This is a genomic window from Aquirufa avitistagni (genome assembly GCF_042715545.1).
GTDB lineage: Bacteria > Bacteroidota > Bacteroidia > Cytophagales > Spirosomataceae > Aquirufa > Aquirufa avitistagni.
This window is the reverse complement of record NZ_JBBKXZ010000003.1, coordinates 150,862-175,859: the sequence shown is the minus strand read 5'-3', so window position 1 is coordinate 175,859 and position 24,998 is coordinate 150,862. Positions and strand designations below refer to the sequence as shown.

16 protein-coding genes are annotated in these 24,998 nt (G+C 42.1%); 11 read left to right on the top strand and 5 right to left on the bottom strand.

The annotated features are described in order from the left end of the window. Positions 1–2 precede the first annotated feature (2 nt). From U0R10_RS09180 to nuoK, 3 genes are read left to right on the top strand one after another with little or no spacing between them, the layout of a single operon-like run. Positions 3–1,301, top strand: a complete 1,299-nt coding sequence (locus U0R10_RS09180) for a 4Fe-4S binding protein (protein WP_377983671.1) — start codon at positions 3–5, stop codon at positions 1,299–1,301. Then, positions 1,298–1,807, top strand: coding sequence for an NADH-quinone oxidoreductase subunit J family protein (locus U0R10_RS09175; protein ID WP_377983670.1), 510 nt, complete (start codon positions 1,298–1,300; stop codon positions 1,805–1,807). The genes U0R10_RS09180 and U0R10_RS09175 overlap by 4 nt, the downstream gene beginning before the upstream one ends. After that, positions 1,800–2,105, top strand: coding sequence for an NADH-quinone oxidoreductase subunit NuoK (gene nuoK / locus U0R10_RS09170; protein ID WP_377983669.1), 306 nt, complete (start codon positions 1,800–1,802; stop codon positions 2,103–2,105). Before U0R10_RS09175 ends, nuoK begins: the two co-directional genes overlap by 8 nt. Here the strand turns inward: nuoK and uvrC are convergent. Next, positions 2,102–3,919: an excinuclease ABC subunit UvrC gene (uvrC, locus tag U0R10_RS09165; RefSeq protein WP_377983668.1), complete on the bottom strand. Its 1,818-nt coding sequence runs from the start codon at positions 3,917–3,919 to the stop codon at positions 2,102–2,104. The two genes, nuoK and uvrC, sit on opposite strands and share 4 nt — an antisense overlap. 547 nt (positions 3,920–4,466) lie before the next feature. On the opposite strand from uvrC, the gene U0R10_RS09160 reads away from it, so the two are divergent. The 3 genes from U0R10_RS09160 to U0R10_RS09150 all read left to right on the top strand — a co-directional run bounded on the left by U0R10_RS09160 (position 4,467) and on the right by U0R10_RS09150 (position 13,002). Further along, positions 4,467–7,652, top strand: coding sequence for a SusC/RagA family TonB-linked outer membrane protein (locus tag U0R10_RS09160; protein WP_377983863.1), 3,186 nt, complete (start codon positions 4,467–4,469; stop codon positions 7,650–7,652). A 30-nt stretch (positions 7,653–7,682) separates the two neighbouring features. Continuing rightward, positions 7,683–9,434: a RagB/SusD family nutrient uptake outer membrane protein gene (locus U0R10_RS09155; protein ID WP_377983667.1), complete on the top strand. Its 1,752-nt coding sequence runs from the start codon at positions 7,683–7,685 to the stop codon at positions 9,432–9,434. 79 nt (positions 9,435–9,513) lie between these two features. Beyond that, positions 9,514–13,002 (top strand): VCBS repeat-containing protein, encoded by a 3,489-nt coding sequence (locus U0R10_RS09150; RefSeq protein ID WP_377983666.1) that lies wholly within the window; start codon positions 9,514–9,516, stop codon positions 13,000–13,002. Here the strand turns inward: U0R10_RS09150 and U0R10_RS09145 are convergent. Genes U0R10_RS09145 through porW form a run of 3 tightly spaced genes read right to left on the bottom strand, consistent with a single transcriptional unit; the run spans position 12,991 to position 18,873 of the window. Further along, a complete protein-coding gene (locus U0R10_RS09145) occupies positions 12,991–14,463 on the bottom strand; it encodes an FG-GAP repeat domain-containing protein (protein WP_377983665.1) in 1,473 nt (490 codons plus the stop codon). The genes U0R10_RS09150 and U0R10_RS09145 overlap by 12 nt on opposite strands. A 2-nt stretch (positions 14,464–14,465) precedes the next feature. After that, positions 14,466–16,778: a penicillin-binding protein 1A gene (locus tag U0R10_RS09140; RefSeq protein WP_377983664.1), complete on the bottom strand. Its 2,313-nt coding sequence runs from the start codon at positions 16,776–16,778 to the stop codon at positions 14,466–14,468. 1 nt (position 16,779) lies between these two features. Next, positions 16,780–18,873: a type IX secretion system periplasmic lipoprotein PorW/SprE gene (porW, locus tag U0R10_RS09135; RefSeq protein ID WP_377983663.1), complete on the bottom strand. Its 2,094-nt coding sequence runs from the start codon at positions 18,871–18,873 to the stop codon at positions 16,780–16,782. Between the two features lie 95 nt (positions 18,874–18,968). Between porW and U0R10_RS09130 the strand changes: the two genes are divergently transcribed. Genes U0R10_RS09130 through U0R10_RS09110 form a run of 5 tightly spaced genes read left to right on the top strand, consistent with a single transcriptional unit; the run spans position 18,969 to position 24,616 of the window. Continuing rightward, positions 18,969–19,154 carry an AtpZ/AtpI family protein gene (locus U0R10_RS09130; protein WP_377983662.1) on the top strand — a complete coding sequence of 62 codons (186 nt, stop codon included), beginning with the start codon at positions 18,969–18,971 and terminating at the stop codon, positions 19,152–19,154. 51 nt (positions 19,155–19,205) lie between these two features. Continuing rightward, positions 19,206–21,071, top strand: a complete 1,866-nt coding sequence (locus U0R10_RS09125) for a penicillin-binding transpeptidase domain-containing protein (RefSeq protein WP_377983661.1) — start codon at positions 19,206–19,208, stop codon at positions 21,069–21,071. Then, complete coding sequence (gene rodA / locus U0R10_RS09120) at positions 21,068–22,360, top strand: rod shape-determining protein RodA (protein WP_377983660.1); 1,293 nt, start codon at positions 21,068–21,070, stop codon at positions 22,358–22,360. The genes U0R10_RS09125 and rodA overlap by 4 nt, the downstream gene beginning before the upstream one ends. A 1-nt stretch (position 22,361) precedes the next feature. Next, positions 22,362–23,594: an MFS transporter gene (locus tag U0R10_RS09115; protein WP_377983659.1), complete on the top strand. Its 1,233-nt coding sequence runs from the start codon at positions 22,362–22,364 to the stop codon at positions 23,592–23,594. Further along, positions 23,594–24,616 (top strand): hypothetical protein, encoded by a 1,023-nt coding sequence (locus tag U0R10_RS09110; RefSeq protein WP_377983658.1) that lies wholly within the window; start codon positions 23,594–23,596, stop codon positions 24,614–24,616. The genes U0R10_RS09115 and U0R10_RS09110 overlap by 1 nt, the downstream gene beginning before the upstream one ends. Here U0R10_RS09110 and U0R10_RS09105 read toward each other — a convergent pair whose 3' ends face one another. After that, positions 24,617–24,988: a DUF423 domain-containing protein gene (locus tag U0R10_RS09105; RefSeq protein WP_377983657.1), complete on the bottom strand. Its 372-nt coding sequence runs from the start codon at positions 24,986–24,988 to the stop codon at positions 24,617–24,619. Positions 24,989–24,998: the final 10 nt, after the last annotated feature.

The following is a 24,998-nucleotide window of genomic DNA, read 5'->3' as shown; positions in this document are numbered from 1 at the left end:
TGATGAAACGCTATTTCAAGGAGATCTTAGATGTGATTCAAAGCACCCGAAAAGGGATGTCGCTGACATGGAAGCATGCCTGGGATGCGCGCAAGCAGCGGACCCAACATAACATCCAAGATGGAGCGTATTTTTCCCAGTCGGCGGGAATTACAACCTTACAGTATCCGCATGTTGACATTCCTGTCCCTGATAATGGTCGTTATCAGTTGCATAATGAGATGGATGATTGCATTGTATGTGATAAATGTGTTAAAGTCTGCCCTGTTGACTGTATAGAAATTGAGCCCATTAAGGCGACAGGGCTTGTTGGCCATGCCTCCGACGGATCCCCCATTCGTTTGTATGCAGCCAAATTTGACATTGATATGTCAAAATGTTGTTTCTGTGGCCTATGTACGACTGTTTGTCCTACCGAATGTTTAACCATGACTTCTGAATATGATTTTTCTGTATTCGAGGTGAAGGAGCATAATTTTTCATTTGCCAATTTGACGGAGGAAGAGGCCGCTGAGAAAAAGAAGTTGTATGAGCAGTTTGTCGCGGAGAAAGAGGCGTTGAAGAAGGCAGTGGACAGTGGTCAGTCGTCAGTGGACAGTCAACAGTCCGAAGTCCGGAGTCCGGAGGCTGAAGGTCCAGCGTCCAAACCCGCTTTTAAGCCAAGTTTTAAACCGAAGGCAGTTGATAGTGGTCAGTCGTCAGTAGTCAGTCAGCAGTCCGGAGTCCGTAGTCCGGAGGCTGAAGGTCCAACGTCTGACGTCCAGCGTCCAACGTCTAAACCCGCTTTTAAGCCAAGTTTTAAGCCGAAGGCAGTGGACAGTAGTCAGTCGTCAGTAGTCAGTCAAGAGTCTGAAGTCAATAGTCCGGAGGCTGAAGGTCCAGCGACTGACGTCCAGCGTCCAGCGTCCAAACCTGCATTTAAGCCGAGTTTTAAAGCAAAAGCTAAAGATCCAAGTCCAACGTCTGACGTCCAGCGTCCAACGTCTAAACCCGCTTTTAAGCCAAGTTTTAAACCGAAGGCAGTGGACAGTAGTCAGTCGTCAGTCGTCAGTCAACAGTCCGAAGTCCGTAGTCCGGAGGCTGAAGGTCCAACGTCTGACGTCCAGCGTCCAGTGTCCAAACCTGCATTTAAGCCGAGTTTTAAAGCAAAAGCTAAAGATCCAAGTCCAACGTCTGACGTCCAGCGTCCAACGTCTAAACCCGCTTTTAAGCCGAGCTTTAAAGCAAAAGCTAAAGATCCAAGTCCAACGTCTGACGTCCAGCGTCCAACGTCTAATAAAGATAATCCTGATCCAGAATGACACCGATCTTAATCGCATTTTTGGCCTTAGTGATTTTAACTTGCGGTAGTGGGTTAGCGATGTTATTTACGCGCAATATTTTGCATGCCGCCTTAGCGATGTTCATGTGTATGCTCGGCCTAGCGGGCTTATACGTGGTTGCATACGCAGATGTTATGGCCGTTTCACATCTGATGATTTATGTGGGAGGCGTACTTATTTTGATACTTTTTGGTATCATGTTGACGACCCAACAGTCCCGCGAGAATCATGGTCAGAATCATTTATGGGTCGAACAACGAAGTTTTTTCTGGTCGGCAGTCATTGGATTATCGATTTTTTTTGGTCTAATATATGTCTTCACACGTACGCAATGGGAATTGCACCTAGTGGGGAATGACCAATCAAAACTGCGGGACGTAGGTGTTGCGCTTTTGACCAAATATGCCTTTCCATTTGAATTAGTAGGCATTTACCTCTTGATTGCCCTGGTGGGTGCCACCTATATCGCGAAACGAAATGACTGAGATACCGGTAATCTATTTTTTATGGGCAAGTGCAGCGCTGTTTGCGACAGGTTTTACGATTATGATCTTAAAACGCAATGCCATATTTATGTTGATGGGTATTGAGCTGATCTTAAACGCGGCTAATTTGAACTTGATTGCTTTTTCGCGGCAGGATGATGGCCAACAAGGCCTCATGATGGGAATTTTTGTATTAGTGGTAGGCGTTTGTGAAATGGCTATTGCCCTATCGATCATTCTTCAGGTATACCGACAGTTCCAACACATTGAAGTTGGGAAATTCGAACCCCGCAACTAAGCCTTTTCATCTAGCCAAATCTTCAGTTGTTTTCGGAAGTTTGGTGTTTTTGCTTTCCCCAATACTTTTTCGAGCTCTTCCACAGGGGCATCATACATGAGGCGGATGGTACCAAAATGCTTCATTAATTTTTGAGCAGTAAGTTTTCCGATACCCTCTAATTCTTCCAACTGGCTTACAAGGAAGTTTTTGCTGCGCTTATTCCGGTGTGCCGTTATTCCAAATCGATGCGCTTCATCCCGTAATTGTTGAATCAATTTTAATGACTCTGATTTTTTGTCAATATATAAGGGTAGACTATCTTCTGGGAAGTAAATTTCTTCCAATCGCTTCGCAATTCCGATGATGGGTATTTGGCCATATAAACCAATCGCCTTCAGCGCATCACATGCGGCACTTAATTGGCCTTTTCCACCATCGACAATAATTAAATCAGGCAATTCAGCTTCTTCTTCCAGTAAACGGGTGTAGCGCCTTGTGATCACTTCGTGCATCGTCGCAAAGTCATCAGGTCCCACCACGGTTCGTGGGGTGAAAAGTCGGTATTCTTTTTTAGCTGCTTGCGCTTGAATAAAACAAACCATGGCGGAAACGGGATTTGTTCCTTGAAGATTTGAGTTATCAAAACATTCAATGCGTTTCGGCAGGTGTTTTAAATGCAAGTCATTCTTCAAAGTCAGTAAAATGCGCATTTTTCGATCCCCACCTGATTCCTCGGCAGCTTTTCGATCAGCCTTCTCCTTTCGGAAATAGAGCACATTTTTGAGCGACATGTCTAACAGTTTTTTCTTGTCACCCATGACCGGGATGATATTCTTGACACCTCGGAATTCAAGAGACATGGGGATATTGGTCAAAATTTCTTTCGCCTCACTATGGAATTGATCTCGCTTCTCCCAAATCAACATGGTTAATAGATCAGACTCATCTTCGTCCAATTTCTTTTTGACCTCATAGGTTTGTGATTGTAAGATGGTCCCATTAATGACTTTCATGAAATTGATATAAGCCATTTGTTCATCAGAAACCATAGTGAATACATCCACGTCATGAATGGACGGATTAACGACGGTGGATTTCGCTTGGAAGTTTTCGAGTAGTTCCCATTTTTCTTTCCATTCTTGTGCCTCTTCGAATGCCAAACGTCCACTAGACTCGTGCATGCGCTCTTGGAAATATGCTTTAGGCTTTTGGTAGTTGCCTTTTAAAATGTGCGTCACCTGTTCGATGTAAATGAGGTACGCATTTTCGTCTTGTAATCCTTCGCAGGGGCCTTTGCAATTGCCGATGTGGTATTCAAGACAGACCTTAAACTTCCCTTGTTCAATATTAGCCGGTTTAAGCGCGAGGGCACACGTTCGTAAAGGATATAATTGATGAATCATTTCCAGCAACCCGTTCATCGCTTTGGGATTAGCAAACGGTCCAAAAAATGTACCGATCGTATGATCAATGCGGCGAGAAGTGATTAAGCGTGGGAATGGCTCTTTGGTCAAACAGATAAACGGATATGTTTTATCGTCTCGAAGTAGGATGTTGTATTTCGGTTGAAACTGCTTGATCAGCGTATTCTCTAAAAGCAACGCATCAAATTCAGAATGCACGATGGTGAATTCGAGCCGACAAATTTGCTGGACCAATTTTCGAGTCTTTGTATTGTGTCCTTGGATATTGGTGAAGTAGCTACTAACCCGGTTTTTTAGATTTTTAGCTTTCCCTATATATATAATGGTATCGAACGCATCGAAATAGCGGTACACTCCAGGTTCTTCTGGTAGGCTAGGCAAGATATTTTTGGGTTCGAATTTTGTCATTGATCAAAATTAGGCATTAATGATGAATTTGTGTTTTTGTACTATTGGTTGTTGGCCTAATTTCTTTTGCAAACGTTTACATGACCCAAAAATTGGACTGTTCCGGCAAATAATCGGTTCTTCTACTGTCCAAATTTTCCTATTTTCTCTCTATTTAAGGTATTTTTCAGATAAATAAGTAGCGTTTTAACAGTTGAATAGTCGTTAAATGCCATTTTTAATGCAAAAAGTTAAAAAATATCAACAAAATGTTTGCAGGATTAATTGGCATTTTACATCTTTGGTTCATTGGAATAGCATAGCACAGTGAGCTAATTGTATCATTCCGATAAATGAATACAATAACCTCTAAACCTATTTATTGTATTTTTAAAAGAAAATTTTATAAACCTGTATGTGCTTAACTTAAAAAGAAAGGAGACCCACTATTGAAGTAAAAAACAATTTTATCACCCCAATTAATCTTATTTAGAAAACTAATTAAAACGTATTATGAAAAACAATTTTTACCAAAGTCTTCGAAGCTTCTTAATTGCTCGCGATTGTGATGCTAGGGAGTTTTTCGTCATTTGCGCAAGATCGCAAGGTATCAGGTAAAGTGACGGATACAGATGCTCAGGGAATTCCAGGAGTAAGTGTTGCTGTTAAAGGAACAACAACTGGTGCAACAACAGATGCAAATGGTGCATTTAGTGTGACGGTTAAATCAGGAAATGCAGTATTGAGCATTTCTGCAGTAGGTTACAAAACAAAGACAGTTAACGTAGGTTCTCAATCTTCTATCTCAGTAGTTTTAGATGAAGATGTTAGTCAATTAAGCGAAGTAATCGTAACAGGTTACTCAGTAACTAACAAGAAAGAGTCTACAGCAGCTGCTTCGATCGTTAAGGCGGCCGATTTGCAAATTGCACCAACGGGTAACGTTGAGCAGATGTTGCAAGGTCGTGTGGCAGGGGTTACCTTGATCACAAACGGTCAGCCAGGAACAAACTCAATCATTCGTGTACGTGGTTTCGGTGCCTTTGGTGGTAACGAGCCTCTATATGTAGTGGATGGAGTTCCAGTAGGTTCTACTGATTTCTTGTCTCCAGATGATATTGAGTCAACAACTGTATTGAAAGATGCGGCGGCTGCTTCTATCTATGGTGCTCGTGCTGCGAACGGTGTAATCGTTTACACAACAAAGCAAGGAACTAAAGGTGGTAAGAAACCACTTCAGATTACATACAATGGTATGTATGGTGCAACTGATCCAAACGTAAATGGTGCTCCTAAAATGTTGACTCCTCAAGAGCAAGCAGATTGGACACACGTAGCTTACCGTAACAATGCGGCGGCTAATGGAACTGCTCCACAATACACGCACCCACAATACGGTACTTCAGCTCAAGCTACATTGCCAACTTATTTGCATGCAAATGGTGCTAACGGTGTAAATAACGCTGACGTTTCTGCGATTGCAGCTGCTCGTGCAGCTAACCCTGAGAACGTATTCTTAATTAGAGCGAACAAAGCAGGTACTAACTGGTATGATGAAATCACTCGTTTGGGTATGACGCAACGTCACTCATTAGGTTTCTCTGGTGGTACTGAAACAGGACGTTTCTACTTAGGTTTATCAGGTCAGCAACAAGACGGTATCTTGATTCAAAATGATTTCAAGCGTTACTCTGTTCGTTTTAACTCTGAGTTTAACTTAGGTAAAAAAGTTAAAGTAGGTGAAAACTTACAATTTACTTATCGTTCAGTTCGTGGTCAAGCAGGTGGTAACAATGGTTTAGGAGTTGCAGGTGATGAGTCTGTAATCTTGTCTGCTTACCGTATGCCTACTGTCATCCCGGTATTTGATGAGTTCGGTTCTTATGCTTCTACGAAAGCTGCAGGATTCAACAATCCACGTAACCCAGTTCGTCAAATTGTATTGAATAATTCAAATGATGACAACTTTAATGCAAATGCAGTGGGTAACATCTATGTTGATTATGAGCCAATCAAAGACTTGACAATTCGTACGAGTTTAGGAGGTCAATACAATAACTCAGCATTCAAAAACTATAACTACCGTTACTTAGGTGATTCAGAGCCAGAGGCTTCAAACTCATTCTCTGAAGGTTCAGGTTATTCATTTGCTTGGGTATTGACTAACACTGTTAACTACAAGTATCAGTGGAGAAAGCACGGAATCAAAGTATTGGGTGGTTTAGAGTCATTGAATACAGGACGTGGTCGTTCAATCAGTGGTTCAGGTATCAATCCATTCTCTATGGACTTAGATTTCGTAACATTGAATGCAGTTCAATCACCAGTAGTTAACTCTAACTTATTCTCAGGTGTAAACTTCTATTCATTATTCGGTAAGTTAGATTATAACTTCAACGAGAAGTACTATTTCACTGGAGTTGTTCGTCGTGACGGTTCTTCACGTTTCGGTTCATTGAATCGTTATGGTGTGTTCCCTGCGTTCTCAGCAGCTTGGCGTGTAACGTCAGAAGAGTTTATGCGTGATATTCCTGCAATCACAGATTTGAAAATCCGTGGTGGATGGGGTACAATGGGTAACTCAAACAACGTAAACCCTGCGAATCAGTATTCATTATATGCTGCTGATCGTGGAAACTCATTCTATCCAATCGGAGGTCAATCTTCTGGAGCTGATGAGGGATACTTCCGTTCTCGTATCGGTAACCCTGCTGCGAAATGGGAAACTGCTGTTACATCTAACATCGGTATCGATGCTACATTGTTAAACGGTAAGTGGGAAGTTGTATTTGATATCTGGAGAAAAGATACTGAGGATTTGTTATTCAACGTACCTCTTCCAGCGGTTGTTGGACCTTCAGCTTCTGCACCTTCAGTTAACGTAGCAAAAATGCGTAACCAAGGTATCGATATGCAAATTATCAACCGTGGTAACATCACTGCAGATTTGAAATACGACTTGACATTCAACAATTCATTCTTAAAGAATGAGATCGTTGCGTTTGCTCCAGGTATTACGAATTTAGTAGGTGGTGCATTCCGTGGAATTACACCAATCCGTATGGAAGTAGGACGTTCATTGTCTTCATTCTACGGATATCAAGTAATGGGTTATTTTGCATCTAAAGAAGAGGTTGCTTCAGCTCCAGCGCAAGCAGGTGCTGGCGTAGGTCGTTTCCGTTATGCGGATATGAACGGAGATGGAAAAATTACTCCAGCTGACCGTACGTATTTAGGATCACCAGTGCCAACATACACAGGTGGTGTTAACGTAGGATTGACATACAAAGATTTTGACTTGAATATGTATTTATATGCATCTGCAGGAAACAAAATCTGGAACCAATCTAAGTGGTTTACTGATTTCTACGGAACATTTGAAGGATCTGGAAAAGGAGAGCGCGCGAAGCAATCTTGGACTCCAGCTTTAGGAAACGCTGCTGAGGCTCCAATTTGGGAATCTGCATCTAACATTTCTACTTCTGCTGCAGAAAACTCTTGGTACGTAGAGGATGGCGATTATATCCGTCTTCAAAATATCGCGTTAGGTTACAAAGTTCCTAAAAACATTATCTCTAAGATTGGTGTTAAAGGAGCAAAAGTAACATTATCAGCTAACAACTTGTTGACCTTTACTAAATATAAAGGTCTAGATCCAGGTGTTGGTGGTGCTGCTGATACAAGCTTTGGTATTGACGTAGGTAACTACCCAGTTACGCGTTCATTCGTAGCTTCACTTAACTTGAATTTCTAATTTAAGAAGCCAATTTTAAAAATTAAGAACATGAAAAATTATCAGATTTTAAAGCGTTTAAGTTTAGTAAGTGCGTCAGCATTTATGTTGACGTTCGCTTGCAAGGATCAGTTTTTGGAAGTATTGCCAACGGGCTCTTTAGCTCAAACGCAATTAACTTCAAGAGCTGGTGTAGAGGGAGCGCTAATTGGTACTTATGCACAATTAGCAGGTAAAGGCTTCTCTCGTTTAGCTGCTGCAAACAACTGGGTTTGGGGTTCTATTCGTGGTGGAGAGAGTAACAAGGGTACTGACCCAGGTGACTACTCAAACATCAATGCCATGCAACGTTATGAGACAGATCCTACGGATGGTGACTTAAACTCAACATGGGCTGCTAAATACGAAGGTATTGCACGTGCGAATGCAACAATTAGATTGGCTAATGAGTCAAAAGAGTTGTCTGCATCAGATAAAACTCGTGTAATTGCAGAAGCAAGATTCTTACGTGGTCACTTCTACTTCGAATTGAAGCGTTTGTTTAACTCAGTACCTTACGTGGATGAAACAATCGATTACGGTAAGGGAATTGAGAAAGTGAAGAACTCTCCAGATTTCTGGGGTAAGATTGAAGCTGACTTCAAATTTGCATTTGACAACTTGCCAGAGACATCGTCTGCTGCAGGTCGTGCGAACAAGTGGGCTGCAGGTGCTTATTTAGGTAAGGCATACTTATACCAAAATAAATTTGCAGATGCACGTTCAATGTTTACTAACGTTATTGCTAACGGTAAGACAACGAATGGTAAGAAGTATGGTTTAGTATCTAAGTTTGCTGAAATCTTCAATGCGGAGAATGACAACAACGAAGAAGCTATATTTGCAATTCAGTCATCTATGAACACAGGTAACGTGAACAACGCGAATGGTTTCGATGATTTGAACTACCCATACAATACAGGTTCTGACGGTCCAGGTAACTGCTGCGGATTCTTCCAACCATCTTTCTCGATGGCAAATGCATATCGTACAAGCAATGGTTTACCATTGTTAGGCGAGCAAGCTGACGGTACTCCAGATTATAACTTAGCGGCTAATGCAGTTAAGAATGACTTCGGTATCAACTCTGCTGCTGCATTTACAGAAGATACAGATCCATTAGATCCACGTATTGACCATACAATCGGTCGTCGTGGTATCCAATACTTAGACTGGATCGAGCATCCAGGAGCTAACTGGATCCGTGCTCAACCTTATGCAGGTCCTTATTCACCTAAGAAATACATCTATTACAAGCGTCAAGAGAATACGTTGACTGATGGATCTTCTTGGACACGTGGATATGCGACAATGAACTTCAACATCATCCGTTATGCGGACGTATTGTTGATGGCTGCTGAGGCTGAAATCGAAGGTGGAAGCTTAGCTACAGCTTTAGGTTATATCAACCAAGTGCGTAGCCGTGCAGCTAATCCTGCTGGTTTCGTAACTAAAGGTGGAAAAGCAGAAGCTAACTATTCAATCTCTACATATACTACATTAGGCGATCAAGCAAATGCGCGTCGTATTGTTCGTATGGAGCGTTTGTTGGAATTAGCTACAGAAGGTCACCGTTTCTTCGACTTAGTTCGTTGGAATGTTGCTAGCAGAACTTTGAACGCATACTTAAAGTATGAAGCGAAGTGGTTAATAACTAAATTCGGTGGTGCTGCTTACAATGAGGAAGACAAGTTCTTACCTATTCCACAGCAACAAATTGATATTCAAGGAGCGGATGTGTTAACACAAAATCCGATCAAATAAATTATCAATTAAGTTTATTTTTAAAAAAGGTGAGAACTTGTTCTCACCTTTTTTAATTTTAGTTTTTCAAATTTACCCTATGTACACAAAAGCATCTGCGTTCTTATTCTTGTTCGCTATCAGTTTATTTTCTTGTAAAACAAAAACTACGTTTGAGCTGCTATCCGATGAGGATACCGGTATTCATTTTTCAAATCAAATTGCCGAGAATGACACATTGAATATTTTGAAGTATGAATACCTCTACAATGGTAGTGGTGTAGGCATGGGTGATTTCAACCAAGATGGGAGGCTTGATCTGTTTTTTGCAGGGAATCAAGCACCGAGTACCCTGTATTTAAATCAAGGAGAATTAAAATTTGAGGATGTTACGAAGTCGGCAGGCATCGAAACAGCTGGTCGCTGGTGTTCAGGTGTTTCTATCGTCGACATTAATGGCGATGGTTTACTAGATATCTATTTGTCTGCAACCATGAAACTTTCCGCTAAAGATCGCGAAAACATGCTTTTCGTGAATCAAGGAATTAAAGATGGGAAACCGAGTTTTAAAGAGATGGCTGCTGAATATGGCATCAACGATGCTGGTCACAGTGAACATGCGGCCTTTTTTGATTATGATCGTGATGGTGATTTAGACTTATATGTTTTGACTGATGTTATTGATCAATTTCCTTCCCTGTACCGTCCCAAGGTAACTGATGGTTCCTATCCAAATACCGACCGATTATACCGCAATGATTATGTGGCTGGCGCCAGTCATCCCATTTTTAAAAATGTATCCAAGGAAGCGGGTATCACGATTGAAGGATATGGCTTAGGCATCAATATTTGTGATATCAATCAAGATAATTGGCCAGATATCTACGTGACGAATGATTATGTTTCAGATGATATTTTATACATCAATAACCACGATGGTACTTTTACCGATCAAGCTAAGACCTATTTTAAACATACGAGTTTAAGTGCGATGGGGAATGATGTGGCTGACGTTAATAATGACGGTTTGGCTGACATCGTTGCCTTAGACATGTTACCCAAAGACAACGAGCGTAAAAAGCAATTAGCGCCACCAAACAGCTATCAATCGTATCAAAATAGTGACATGCATGGGTATACCTATCAATACATGCGCAATACCTTGCAGCTAAATTCAGGCAAAAAGGCAGATGGTTCTGCGATCCCGTTTCAAGAAGTAAGTTTAATGGCTGGTGTATCTGAGACGGAATGGAGCTGGTGCCCATCTTTAGCCGACTTTGATAATGATGGTTTTCGAGATTTGATGATTACCAATGGTTTTCCGCGTGATGTCACCGATCGAGATTTTATGTCTTACCGAGCCAATGCCCAACGCCTCGCTTCGGATGCCGTTTTATTAGAGCAGTTGCCCGTTATCAAGGTGAATAACTATGCATTTAAGAATAAGGGCGGATTGCAATTTGAAGATGTTAGTGCCGCTTGGGGAATCCAAGTGCCTTCATTTTCCAATGGAGCCAGTTACGGTGATTTAGATAACGATGGAGACTTAGATTACGTAGTTAATAATATCAATGATAAAGCCTTTGTCTACCGCAATAATTCCGTTGAGCAAAACCCAGACAAAAGTCACTTTCTACGCGTTAAGTTTACCGGTAAAGGTCAAAATAAACAGGGATTGGGTGCGCACGTCGAAGGGGTATTTGCGGATGGTACCCTATTCTACTATGAAAATTCACCCTATCGGGGCTACTTATCTAGTGTAGAACCTGTGGCACATATTGGCTTAGGAACGAAACAAAAAGTTAAAGAATTGCGAATAATCTGGCCAAATGATTCCATGCAAGTCATTAATGCACCTAAGTCTGACCAGATTTTAAACGTATCTATTGCTGATGCACGGATGCCTGCTGTGTCACTTATGAAGACACCAGATCCTTTATTGGATGATATTTCTTCACAAGTCTTATTAACGGATACGCCGAAAGAATACGACTTCATCGATTTTAATTACCAGAGTTTATCGCCATTTAAAATGTCTCAATTAGGCCCGGGAGCGTCCGTGGGTGATGTGAATGGCGATGGATTGGAAGATATTTTCGTGGGTGGAGCCAAATTCTATTCAGGGATTTTCTATCTCCAACAAGCTAACGGAACCTTCAAATCTAATTTCTTGGAAGGTGTAGCTGAAGATAAATTGAAATTAGGAGAGGATTTAGGATCATTATTGGTCGATATGGACCGCGATGGCAATCTAGATTTATATATTGCTCGGGGTGGTACTGAGGGTAAAGTAGGTGCCGCAAGTTTCCAAGATGTCATTTATACGAATGACGGTAAAGGTAACTTTACTCTGAGTTCAAACGCATTGCCTGCCTTTACAGAAAGTAATGCAGCGGTGCGGGCCCTAGATTTCGATCGCGATGGCGATCTGGATTTATATGTCAGCGGCAGAAATGTGGCATTTCAGTATCCCATGGGTACCGTTTCCCGTTTATTCCGGAATGATTCAAAGCCTGGGTTGATTAAGTACACCGACATGACTAAGTCGTGGGCGCCAGAATTACTCCAGGAGAGTTTAGCATGTGATGCAGTCTGTACGGATTTCAATCAAGATGGCTGGATAGATATCGTCGTTGCGGGTGAATTTGCTCCGATTCAATTCTTTGCAAATCAAAAAGGGCACCTGAAAAAATTGACCGAAACAGGGGTTGAGCATTTGACCGGTTTGTGGGGGTCGATTTCAACGGCCGACTTTGATCAGGATGGAGATATGGATTTTGTTGCAGGTAATATGGGTAAAAATACCTTGTTACGTGCGTCATCAAAACAACCTGTAGATGTTTGGCATGGAGATGTAGATGCAAATGGGGTATATGATGTTTTCCCATTTGTTTATTTCCAAACGCAAGCTGGAACGGCTATTTCAGCTCCTCTTTTTGGTAAAGATGATACGCATAAACAATTGAATGCCACACGCGCGCGCTTCGTGTATTACAAGGAGTTTGGTGCTGTTTCACAGGATAAGTTCTTCTTAGATTCAGAAAAAGCGAAAGCTACTAAGATTTCAATGACAGAAAACGCCTCGGTATATATAGAGAATTTAAGGGATGGGAAGTTTAAATCCCATGAATTACCTCGGTTAGCTCAAGTATCTGCGTTGAACGGGATGCAAATCTTAGATATTAACCAAGACGGGAATCTAGATATCCTTTATGTAGGAAATAATTTTGGAAATGAAGTCGCGATGGGTCGCTACGATGCTTCAAACGGCGGCGTACTGCTTGGAAATGGTCGTGGCAGTTTCACATTCCAAACGGGCTCAGGTTTGTTTGTGCCCGGCGATGCCAAATCATTCGTGCGTATTCGACTAGGAAAAGATCAATTAGCCTTTGTCGCACTTCAGAATCGAGGCAAAATGTACGCATTTAAACCGCGTATGGCATTTGACTATCTGCCTGTCAACCAAGACTTTACCTATCAATTTAAAGGAAAAACTCAAAAAGTCGCATGGACTTATGGCGCTTCTTACTTAAGCCAAAGTCAATTAGCTCAAGGATTCGTTCCGCATGGTGCGAAACTAACGAAGTAGATTTTTATAGTAAGTTAACTGGAGGCCAGGTGTGTTATTCGCACCTGGTTTTCTATTTCCAAACTGATAATTGCCCAGCAATATATCAATATCTCCATCGTGATCCACATCGCCCGCATCCATCGCGATGTAATGTCCATCTCCAGGTATCTTCAAATTGCTTACGTTAAACTTCATGTTTCCCTGATTTTGGAAATATAAAAAAGACTCAATTTTTCCCTGGTCATTCTCAGCGAAGAATGCGATCATCGCTAAATCTAAATCGCCATCTTGATCAAAATCTCGCGCCAGTGTTTTATATGCCCCATAAACTGGATAGAAAAAGGCTTCTTTGAAATTGTAGCGCTTGTCATTTAGATAAATACGCACGCCATGGTATCCTTTTTTAGCATACGAGTAATCCGCATTATCTCCATTCGTAATCATAATGTCATCAAAGCCATCTTGGTTGAAATCAGCAACTTCCATGTAATTACTTCCGGAAACACTTTCAAACTGTAATAATGGCTTTTCAACAAAAATGCCACTTGACTTATTAATATACAGCGAAACCCCTTCTCTAGCCTGCGCCATGAGCACCATAAAATCGGGTTTCCCATCGCCAGTAAAATCCTTCACTACGACGTTTCGAGCTCCCGGAGCTACTTTTAAGTTGTTTTTTTTCTTGGTTTTTCCATCGACCCAACTGAGCTTTCCGGCCTCAAATCCAAACTCACAAATTAAGTAATCAGTCGTGCCATCTTGATTTAAGTCTGCCAGTTGTACGTCAACAGGTCTTGTTAGGGAGTCTGCAAGTGTGACTTGCTTCTTGTTTTCGTCAATCGAAACGAGTTGGCCAATATGCTGATCATTCGGATACAGCTTTCCAATGCCAACAGCATACGCATTCTTTCCTACGAATTGCGTGTGAACAATGGGCGTAGGTGTCTGAATGGTTTGCTTAATTTTCAGTTTTTCATCTAATATCCATAGTTTCTGCATGCGAGTACCTACCCAAACCTCAGATTTCTGCGGGTGTATGCGAATGGATGTAACACCTCCCATGGGATCAGCGGGTGAAATAAAAGATTCCCGTTTGAAATGTAGAAGATCGGAACTAATTGGACTGCGTTTCGGTTGGGGCAATGGTTTTTCGGGTGCTTTTGCCGTGTAATAGGCTACGATTAAATCCCAATCCTCCTGGCTAATTTTAGGGGTTTCTGGATAGATATCTAATCGCATGGCACTTTGATATTGCTCATCTGGAATTTTGGTGAGTAGTTCAAAGCGATTGCCAATACCTAATCGATAAGCCATTTCTGGTAATACCCCCTCGTTCCATGTTTTCTTGTCTAGCAAACTTGGATCTGGGAATTTATGGCAAGAACCACAGTTTTGCTTGGCAAGTGCTTCCCCTTTTTCTTCAGGTGTTTGCTGGCATGAAAAACAAAAAATAACGACTATAAGGGCTAAAAAACGCATATTTATTGAGTGAGAGGTGCTTCAGTGGCAGTTGAATCTACCGCCACGCGACCATTACAACTAAAATCAAAAACAAAATTTTCAGGTTTGATGAATGGCATCTTTCGATACCCCTCGATCGCTAAAGACTGGTCGGCATATACCTTCTCCATGAATTTCGCATAAGCTGGCATCGCCATTTTGGCCCCTTGACCAAGCGCCAAACTACGGAAGTGGATACTGCGATCGTCACCGCCAACCCATACACCAGCCACTAATTTTTGAGTAACTCCCATAAACCAGCCATCTGAATAATTTGAGGTCGTACCTGTTTTGGCCCCTATTTCATTCCCAGCAACAATCGATGTACGCTTCAAACCCTCGGCTGTACCACCAGGTTCGTGGACCGCACCTTGTAACATATACGTCATTAAATATGCTGTTTCTGGCTTGATGACCGCTTTGACAGGAGGAGAATACTCGCGGAGTACATTGCCTACTTTATCTGTAATTTTTAACACTAAAATAGGTTCAATTTTTTCACCACCATTGGCGAGCGTGGCGTAGCCAGAGACTTGTTCCAATAAGGATACTTCAGATGCACCTAAACATAAGGAAGGTACTTCGTTTAATGGACTATTGATTCCGCATTTATGGGCAAATTCTGCAATCTTATCCGGGCCTAATTGCTTCATTAGTTTGGCAGAAATGGAGTTAATGGATAATCCCATTGCTCGCCGCATTTTCATATTTTGGTAACTGTATTTGCCATCTGAATTTTGAGGGGTCCATGTTCCTCCGCTTAGTCCATCTTCTTCACCAAAAGTCACAGGTTCATCCACTAATTCATCACATGGAGTAACGATTTCATTTTCAATAGCGGCTCCGTACACAAATGGTTTAAAGGTCGAACCCGGCTGACGCTTACTTTGCGAAATATGGTCGAATTTAAAGTACTTGTAATTGATTCCTCCGATCCAGGCTTTGACATGTCCATTCATTGGATCCATCGCCATCATGCCGCAGTTTAATATGCGTTTATAATAGTTTAACGAATCCATCGGACTCAAGGTGGTGTCCTTGTCGCCGTCGTAAGTAAAGACGGTCATTTTGATTGGCTTGCGTAATTCTTCCCATACTTTGAATTCGTCGTTGTTATAGGCCGACATTAAATCGCGGTAGCGCTGGGTGCGTTTCATGGCATCGCGCAAGAAGCCCTTGATTTCTTTCATTTCTTCATTGACCCATGGATTGCGTCCACGCCAATGATCATAAAATAACTTTTGTTCCGCACGCATGTGCTCACGAACGGATTCCTCTGCGTATTTCTGCATGCGTGAATCGATACTCGTGTATATGCGTAACCCACTGGTATATAGGTTTAATTGCTGATCCTCTGGACGTTCTTGATTTAACTCTTTGATCGCAGCTAATACCTGCTGGCGAATTGCTTCCCTAAAATATGGCGCTGCTCCCGTATTCTGATTTTCGACACGGTAGTGCAAATTGAGAGGCTCATCTTGTAATTTGGGAAGTTCCTCTTCCGTGATGAATTCATATTTGGCTAGTTGGCCTAACACCACATTCCTACGTTCCATCGTCCTTTCTGGACGAACGCGCGGGTCATACAACGAAGGATTTTGGAGTAGACCGATCAGCGTGGCGGCCTCCGGAAGAGTTACGTCTTGCAGGTCTTTTTGGAAATAGGTCCGGCAGGCCACTTGAATGCCATAGGCATTATTACCAAAACTTACCTCATTCAGGTACATGGCCATGATTTCCTGTTTGGTATAGCGACGTTCCAAACGGATAGCTAAAATCCATTCTTTGACTTTGGCAATCACGGTTCTTACGCCATCGATTTTCATTAATAAGCCTAAGTAAACGGGATCATCTTCGCCAAATTCCATAGAGCGCGTATGAAATAAATTCTTGGCTAATTGCTGTGAAATGGTACTTCCTCCGCCGGCAGTACCTAATGAAAATACGACACGAAACATAGAGCGGATGTCAATACCCGAATGTGACGTAAAGCGGGCGTCTTCCGTAGACACAAGCGTATTAACGATATTGTCAGGGAGCTGTTCAAATTCAAGTGGATTGCGATTCTCGCGGAAGTATTTTCCAATCTCTTGACCATCCTCGGAAATCACGAGCGAAGCCATCTGGCTTTTGGGATTCTCTAATTCATACAAACTAGGCATACCACCAAACAACCATAAAAAATTGTAATTCACGGCCACAATAAACAGGATAGATGCGGCGGTCGTTCCGAGAAAAAATCGGTACATGAATCGGATAAATTTGGCATATTTTCCTGCTTCGAATGCAAACATGTTAACGGTTGTTTTGGGTAAATTTTTCCAACAAGGCTTTCACTTCGGGTATGAGCTGACTTTTCGGATAGGCCTGTTCAAATTGTTTGAGTTCTTTTTTATATCGGTCAAAATCCTTTAGGCCGCCATAACTTTGGGCCTTTAAAAATACAATTTTATCTTCCCATTTACTACCTGGAAAAGATTGAAGCAGTAAATCAGCTTGCGCGATACAGGCGGTAAAGTCTCCAGATTTAAATTGCGCAAAAGCTTTTTCGTAATTTTTCTGTGCTTCTAATTCTTTTCCCTCGGTTAAGCCACCAAATTCCAAGGTCAAAATCGCTTGCTTAAAATATGAATTAGGGTATTTGTCAAAAAGAAGTTGACGATATGTCTTCGGTTTATCCGAACTTAAATAGAGTAGATAAAGCGCTTCAGCCTCAAAGGAAGTCAGAGGATAATCGCCCAGCAGATGCGTTAATGAATTGGTTGCTAAGTCATTTTTCGCCAATTCAAGTTTGGCATATTTGCCTAAATCGAACAATGCTTTTTCTCGTTTTTTCTGAATGTCAGCTTGTTGTTTTTCGGTACGCGGAATGGAGTTAAGCCAAATCTGAAGTGAATCTTGCGTTTGTGCTGATTCGCCTACCATATTCGTTTGAGCCACATTACTTGGCATAAGCGGTGCATCAGTCAGTACTGCCGCCTGTTTGTTTTTGCGATTCCAAAAATCTTCTAAGGTACGGATACCCCATTTGGTGCTAAATTCTTGTTGGCCCTGCACCCGAGCCTGATCGTTGTAGAAATAAAAACTTTGCTGTTCGGGCGTTGAAGGCCTGCGCGTAAATGTGGCCAAACTTACATTCGACGAAGAGGCAATTGTTAATTGAACCGAATCCTTTTTCGCTTTTTTCGACTTTTGGATTTTTTCATACATCGCCTTTAAGTCACTTTCTGACCGTTGACCTAATTTTAATAAGGAGTCCTGTAATTGAATCGAACCATCTAGGCGGGCAAATTCGCCCCATTGTGTCCGCAATTTTTGGGCTAATTGATATTGACTGTGTTGGCTAGGTAAAAATGTCGCTGCTGAGTCGAAATAGTTTGCGGCATTGCGGTAGTCTTTCAATTGATTGGAGAAAAGCTGGCCTAATTGGAAATACAATTCGCCTTTATTGGGATTGTTTGTTCCTCCATTTTCCCAGTTTTTTCGGGCTAATTCATAGTCTTTATGCTGGAAATGGATTTGACCAATGGCTAGAAAAATATCAGATTGTAGGTCTTGATTTTTCGGGTCTTTGACAAGTTTTTCTAATCCTGGGATATTTTCAGTTAAGGATAAAATCGCTATTTGCGCATGCAAGGTTAGGCTATAGCTAGACTTTTGTTTTAGGCATTGCTCATAAGCTTTTCGTGCGGCAGCGGTTTGCCCAAGCTCTTGATGCATTTGGCCAAGTATGTAGAACAGTCGGCCACGTTCTGCTCGATTTTTTACGCGGGGAGCGGCTTTTTCTAGTAGCGGAATCGATTTGGCAATGGCATTTTGTTTTTGGTAGGCGAAGGCTTGAACCAATAATAGGTGTTGCTCTTGGTTTGCATTCATCGGATTTTCCGCGATGAAATTAAACACCTTCTGCGCAGAAGGGTAGTCGGCCTGATATAGGTAGATCGTAGCTAATTCGATGAGTGCCGACTGCTGTGTTTTCGGGTCGTGTTCGATCGAATTGATGTATTTAAACGTCTCTAATGCGTTTGTTAAATCATGCTGAAGGAGTCGACCACGGCCAATAATCAAATAGGCGTCGTCTACGAAGCGGGAGTTTTGATGCCGATCGATGACTAAGGTTGCTTTACGAACGAGGTTCGCAATCTCTTTGGCATAGCTTTGTGAAAAGCTTGTATCGATGGGGGCTAGAATGGGTAAAGCATTAGAGAAATTTTCTTTTTTCTCTTCCCTTACTTTGTTCGTCAATGAGATTAGCAATCGGTCTGCCTGAAAAATCGCGTTGTACTTGGCATTCACATTATGAAAAGCTACGGCAGCAGGTCGAGTGCTTTGCTGGGAACAGGCCCAGTTGAGCATCACGAGGATTAAAGCTGCCAACAGTTTTTTCATAGGGATGGAATGCGTATAATTTTCAAATTTACAATATATATAAATGAAAAAGGGATAATTTTAGTGTGTGGTTAGCCGATTATTTTAATTTTTTCATGAACAATTATCAGCGATTTATTGGAGCAGCATTTCAAATGTTGGTCACCATTTTAGGAGGTGTCTATCTTGGTCGCTATTTAGACGGTTATTTTCATTTAGCAACACCTTGGTTTACACTGGGCTTATCCTTAGGATCCATCGCTTTTGCGATGATTGCATTGATCAAAAGTCTTCCCAAATAATTCGGAAATATGCTTAAATTGCCATGTTATTGACATAAATGTAATTTAAACGTGTTTGAGGGTCGCCGACTAATCTTATTTCTTGTTTTTTTGACGGTGGCGGTAGTCTTTTTAGGCAAGTTGTTTTACCTGCAATTGATCGATGACACCTATGAGAAGGCGGCGGATAACAATGCCATTCGGAAGATCATTCAGGTTCCATTTCGCGGAGAAGTCTATGACCGCCACGGGAAATTAATTGTATATAATACTCCAGTTTACGATGTGTACATTACGCCGCGCAAAGCTTATGTGGCGGATACGAATCGTTTTTGTGCCTTGTTTGGTATTACACGGGGATATTTTGATACCGTTACCCGTCAGGCTAGGTCATATTCCCGCGTGAAGCCATCTATTTTTCTGAAGCATTTATCCAAACAAGATTTTGCTCGAATTCAAGATGCGATGGTTGATTATCCTGGTTTTTCGATCACGACTACCGCGTTTCGGACCTATCAATCAATCGCTTTTTCCAATGCGCTCGGCTATGTAGCTGAAATCAATCCCAATTCGTTAAAGGAGCAGCCGGATGATTATTACCGTCAAGGCGACTTTGTGGGGGTTTCGGGAATTGAGTCGTATTATGAGGATGTATTGCGAGGTCAGCGTGGGGTTAAATACCGGATGGTGAACAGTAATGGAGTAGAGAAAGGCGATTATAAAAATGGGAAATTGGATGTTTATCCAGTGGCTGGTCAAAATTTATATACGAGTATCGATATCCGCTTGCAAGAATATGCGGATAGTTTGATGATGCATAAGGTGGGAAGTGTCGTGGCTATTGAGCCGGCCACCGGAGAGATTTTAACCATGGTTTCAGCTCCCTCTTATGATCCCAGTTTGTTAGCGGGCAGAAACTTTTCAAAATATTACCAAAAACTAGCGTTAGATCCGTTGAAGCCTTTGATCAATCGGCCGCCATCTGCGTATTACCGACCGGGATCTACGTTTAAATTGGTGCAAGCTTTAGTGGGTCAGCAGCTCGGTATTATATCGGCGGGATCTGTCTTTGGCCATGCGGGGGCACCTGTGAAATGTCACGTGCATACAACGGCGCATAATGATTTGCATAATGCCATTCAGTGGTCCTGTAACCCCTATTTTTACCATGCATTTCGTAAGATATTGTATGATGGGACAACGGGTGATACCTATGAACGATCAGCTCAGGGTCTGAAGAGGTGGTCGGAGTTAGTCGCAAATTTTGGTTTTGGACGTAAGCTAGGGGTGGATGTGAGTAATGAAAAACGGGGTAATTTGCCTACCGTGGAGTATTATAATAAAGTATACAAAGGGGAGAATACGTGGAAATTCTCGAATATTTATTCGTTGAGTATTGGGGAGGGAGAGCTGGTTGTTAGTCCATTGAAGATGGCCAATTTTGCTGCGATTATTGCTAATCGCGGTTGGTACATTCCCCCACATTTAGTGAAAGGCGTTGGTCCTCGTCGGACATTGGATCCATTTTATAAAAATCCGGTGTCAGTTGGCGTAGACGCCAAATACTATACTGTTGTCATTCAAGGTATGCAAGATGCGGTTTTACACGGTACGGTAGGGGCAGATGGTCGTATTCCGGATATCACGATGTGTGGGAAAACGGGTACATCGCAGAATCAAAAAGGAAAAGATCACTCGGTGTTTATCGCCTTTGCTCCCAAGGATAATCCGAAGATTGCGATTGCGGTGTTTGTGGAGAATGCGGGTTTCGGTGGTTTTGCTGCCGCGCCTATTGCTTCGTTGATTATTGAGAAATATTTGAAAGGACGTGTAGATCGCAAGGCGGTTGAGACGAAGTTTATGAATATGAGTTATTTGGCTAATGTGGTGTATAACCGACCAGCCAATCGTGTTAAAACGGATACTTTAAAAAAATGAGCGGATCGTCAGGACAATTAAAGAGTCGGATTGATTGGATAAGCGTAGGGCTTTATGCGCTTTTTGTGCTGCTCGGCTGGATGAGTATTTATTCAGCAATATACAATCCAGAATCTCCTTTAGGGCTGACGGATGCGGCTTTTTATACGTCCAATGCGGGGAAACAATTGATATGGATCGGGACGAGTTTCGTCTTGATCATGTTTATTTTCGCGCTAGATTTTCGATTTTTTGAATCGTTTGCGGTCTTCATTTATGGCTTGTTTATTCTGCTGCTCATCGCAGTGCCCTTTTTAGGGGTAACGATTAATGGGTCACATTCTTGGTTTAAGTTTGGTTCGGCGACGATCCAACCGGCCGAATTTGCTAAAACAGCAACAGCATTATTGTTAGCTAAATATCTAAATGATCCACAGGTAAATTTAGGAAGATTTAAAGATCAATGGCGTGCCGCCCTTATTATTGCCTTGCCGATTTTATTAATTGTTGGTTCTAACGAAACGGGATCTGCTCTCGTTTTTGTATCATTTATCATCTTGCTTTATCGGGAAGGTTTGCCTAGTGAGTATCCCAGTATATTACTCGGGGGTATTTTTCTTTTTGTGAGTGCGTTGATGCTCGAGCCGCTCACTATCTTTTTGATTTTGTTATTTTTTGCCATCATATTGGTTATACTCATGCCCATATACTTGCAGCGGATGTGGCAAACCTATGTAAAAATGGCGTTGGGTATTTCAGTTATTATGACGCTGGCGATGCTTGTGGAATGGGTCGTGAACCATGTGTTAAAGGAGCATCAGCGAAATCGAATTAAGGTCTTATTGGATCCTGGGTTTGATCCGCGCGGCTTAGGATACCAGGTAACCCAGTCTAAAATTGCGATTGGATCTGGTGGTTTTTGGGGTAAGGGTTACCTGGGAGGTACGCAGACAAAATTTGATTTTGTGCCTGAGCAGAGTACAGATTTTATTTTCTGTACGATTGGTGAAGAGTTTGGCTTTTTTGGTGTCTCGGTAGTCGTGATTTTGTTTATGGTATTTTTGTGGCGTTTAATGTATTTAGCTGATTTGCAAAGATCTCGGTTTGCCCGCGCCTATGGATTTGGGGTTGCAGGTATTCTCTTTTTTCACTTTTTGGTTAATATTGGCATGACGATTGGCCTCATGCCCATTATGGGAATTCCGCTTCCTTTCTTGAGTTACGGGGGCTCATCATTATGGTCATTCACTGTGTTGTTATTTATCTTTTTGAAGCTCGATTCCCATCGATCGGATATGTTATCGCGTTAATATGGAAACAGAAAAAATAAGTTCGAAAGCCAAAATGCTCATTGCCGTAGCCGCTCTTGGCTATTTTGTTGACGTATATGACCTCATACTTTTTTCTGTCGTACGAAATCCTAGCTTAAAAAGTTTGGGTTTATCGGGCGCTGAATTATTGAACCAAGGGCTGAACCTGATGAATGTCCAAATGGGTGGCATGCTGCTCGGTGGTATATTGTGGGGGGTATACGGCGACAAAAAAGGCCGCAAATCGGTTCTTTTTGGCTCTATTTTACTTTATTCTATAGCCAATGCGCTGAATGGTTTTGTGACTGATTTAAATACCTATTGGGTTTTGCGCTTTATTGCTGGTATCGGATTGGCCGGCGAGTTAGGTGCCGGAATTACGTTAGTGAATGAAACCTTGCCTGCCTCTAAACGAGGAATAGGTACATTAATCATCGCTGGGGTCGGGGCAGCGGGTGCAGTGTTTGCACCGATTGTTGCCAGTTTAAGTGCTGATCCTGAGTGGTGGCGTACCTGTTATTTTATCGGTGGAGGCATGGGACTCGCCTTATTGCTACTTCGGCTGGGCACGTTTGAGTCAAGTATGTATACAGGCATGCAGGCCGATGTATCCAAAGGAAATTTCTTTCAGCTTTTTACATCGTGGCCTACGTTTAAAAAATATGTGTATTGTATTTTAATGGGACTTCCCATTTGGTATATCATCGGGATTTTAGTTTTCTCTGCTCCCGAGATCACGCAGCTCATTGGCATTCAAGGAGCCATCACAGGTGGAGATGCCATTATGTATTGTTACATAGGGCTTTCGGTAGGAGATTTTGTCAGCGGCGCATTAAGCCAATGGTTCAAGAGTCGGAACAAGGTCGTGTTCTTATATCTCGTGTTAGCCTGGGGCCTTACCTTGTACTTCTTGTATGTGGCAACCGATGTTTCACAAGTATTTGCGAATACACTCATAACCGCATTGGGTTTTTTTGGGGGATATTGGGCCGTATTTTTGACGGCGTCGTCGGAGCAATTTGGCACCAACATCCGCATGACGGTGACGACAACGGTACCCAATTTTGTTCGGGGTGCCTTGATTCCCATCAGCTTGCTATTTAAATTCCTCATTCCATCGCTCGGTCTTATTCATGCGGCAGCATGGGTAGGCGTGCTATGTTTTAGTTTGGCCTTATTTGCCATCAGCCAACTGAAGGATACCTTTGGTAAATCGCTAGACTTCGTTGAATAATGGCCTTAATCTCCAAGAAGAAGATACTTTATCGGATTAACAATCAGCTTAGGCGGTATTTGCACAAATACAATCGGGAGCACGAGATGAATATATCGTATCAGGATTTATTGCGTTATGATAATGCTATCGTACTCTACGATAAAAATGGTGCAGATACGCTCTGGGAAACTGTTTTTTACTCACCAGCGGATCAGCCGGAGGTCTATGAGGCACTCAAGCAAATCTATGCGGATTTGAAAACAGACGGGAATGAGGAGGTGATTAAACACTTAGTCATTGATCGAGTAGATTATTGTACCTATGGAAATACGCATCCCTTTCGGATTCGTATTGTGAATCGGGTGAATGACAACTTTGATTATTTCTACATCAAAATTGCGGATGCCTCACGGGTGTATGGCTTAGAACTTGAGCATATTTTGTCGCCTAATCGCATCAACTACGTGACTTATGACAATACATTGGTGGAGGAGCATATTGCTGGAATTCCAGGGGATACATTTTTAAAGCAAGACTTGGAGGCTGAATTAGAATCCCCGATTCGTTTAGCCAAAGAATTTGTCAAGTTTAATGAGCGTTGTCTCGTGCAATTATTGGGGGATATGCATAGTGCCAATTTTGTGGTGATTACGAATCCTGATTTTGAGGAGATTTATTATCGAATTCGGCCAATTGACTTTGACCAACAGTGTTTTGAAGGAAAACGCTCGGTTTACATGCCACAGTACTTCAAGCAGAATAATGCCTTGATCGAGCTGGGGATGAAATATATGACGCCAGAATCTGTTTGGCAGTACCAAATCGAAGAGCGTTCCATGATCTCCAGTAGGCTTAAATCCGAAAGCCAGCGCGTATCTGATTTAATGACGGTAATGTCGAAAGATGAGATTGCGCCACAGGAAAATGTGGATCAATTAAAGAGTGAACTCGCGAAACATTACGATGATCCGCGATTCTTGCAATGCAAAACGATGGGAGAGATTGTCTGGAATAGTCTCGATTTAGTGATGCGTCACTAATTATTGTTTCAGCGTCCCGTAGGCCATGAAGCAGAATCCCGTGATGTAGGCCAAACCTCCAATAGGGGCAATCATTCCCCAAAACGTATTTTGCGTGATACAAATCAAATAGAGCGATCCGGGGAAAATCAAGCTACCGGTAAAGATCAAATATCCGGCCGATTTTAACAGTCGGTTCGACACTTGTATTTGCCAAACGCCCAAAAGTAATAAGGTTAATCCGCCATACATTTGGTATTGTGCCGCCGTTTCAAAGGTATCTAGGCGATTGATTTCGCGTAAATAGTCTTTCCAAGCATGCGCACCAAAAGCACCAATAGCTATCGCTAATCCAGAAATTAATGAGCCTGTAAACAGTGAGAATTTTTTCATAAGGAAGAGC

What these genes read in the sequence shown, in the direction of transcription:
- U0R10_RS09145 (WP_377983665.1), bottom strand. Translation starts at nt 14,463, where the DNA reads ATGCGTTTTTTAGCCCTTATAGTCGTTATTTTTTGTTTTTCATGCCAG.
- U0R10_RS09115 (WP_377983659.1), top strand. Translation starts at nt 22,362, where the DNA reads ATGGAAACAGAAAAAATAAGTTCGAAAGCCAAAATGCTCATTGCCGTA.
- rodA (WP_377983660.1), top strand. Translation starts at nt 21,068, where the DNA reads ATGAGCGGATCGTCAGGACAATTAAAGAGTCGGATTGATTGGATAAGC.
- U0R10_RS09175 (WP_377983670.1), top strand. Translation starts at nt 1,298, where the DNA reads ATGACACCGATCTTAATCGCATTTTTGGCCTTAGTGATTTTAACTTGC.
- nuoK (WP_377983669.1), top strand. Translation starts at nt 1,800, where the DNA reads ATGACTGAGATACCGGTAATCTATTTTTTATGGGCAAGTGCAGCGCTG.
- U0R10_RS09180 (WP_377983671.1), top strand. Translation starts at nt 3, where the DNA reads ATGAAACGCTATTTCAAGGAGATCTTAGATGTGATTCAAAGCACCCGA.
- U0R10_RS09110 (WP_377983658.1), top strand. Translation starts at nt 23,594, where the DNA reads ATGGCCTTAATCTCCAAGAAGAAGATACTTTATCGGATTAACAATCAG.
- uvrC (WP_377983668.1), bottom strand. Translation starts at nt 3,919, where the DNA reads ATGACAAAATTCGAACCCAAAAATATCTTGCCTAGCCTACCAGAAGAA.
- U0R10_RS09155 (WP_377983667.1), top strand. Translation starts at nt 7,683, where the DNA reads ATGAAAAATTATCAGATTTTAAAGCGTTTAAGTTTAGTAAGTGCGTCA.
- U0R10_RS09150 (WP_377983666.1), top strand. Translation starts at nt 9,514, where the DNA reads ATGTACACAAAAGCATCTGCGTTCTTATTCTTGTTCGCTATCAGTTTA.
- U0R10_RS09130 (WP_377983662.1), top strand. Translation starts at nt 18,969, where the DNA reads ATGAACAATTATCAGCGATTTATTGGAGCAGCATTTCAAATGTTGGTC.
- U0R10_RS09105 (WP_377983657.1), bottom strand. Translation starts at nt 24,988, where the DNA reads ATGAAAAAATTCTCACTGTTTACAGGCTCATTAATTTCTGGATTAGCG.
- porW (WP_377983663.1), bottom strand. Translation starts at nt 18,873, where the DNA reads ATGAAAAAACTGTTGGCAGCTTTAATCCTCGTGATGCTCAACTGGGCC.
- U0R10_RS09140 (WP_377983664.1), bottom strand. Translation starts at nt 16,778, where the DNA reads ATGTTTGCATTCGAAGCAGGAAAATATGCCAAATTTATCCGATTCATG.
- U0R10_RS09160 (WP_377983863.1), top strand. Translation starts at nt 4,467, where the DNA reads ATGCTAGGGAGTTTTTCGTCATTTGCGCAAGATCGCAAGGTATCAGGT.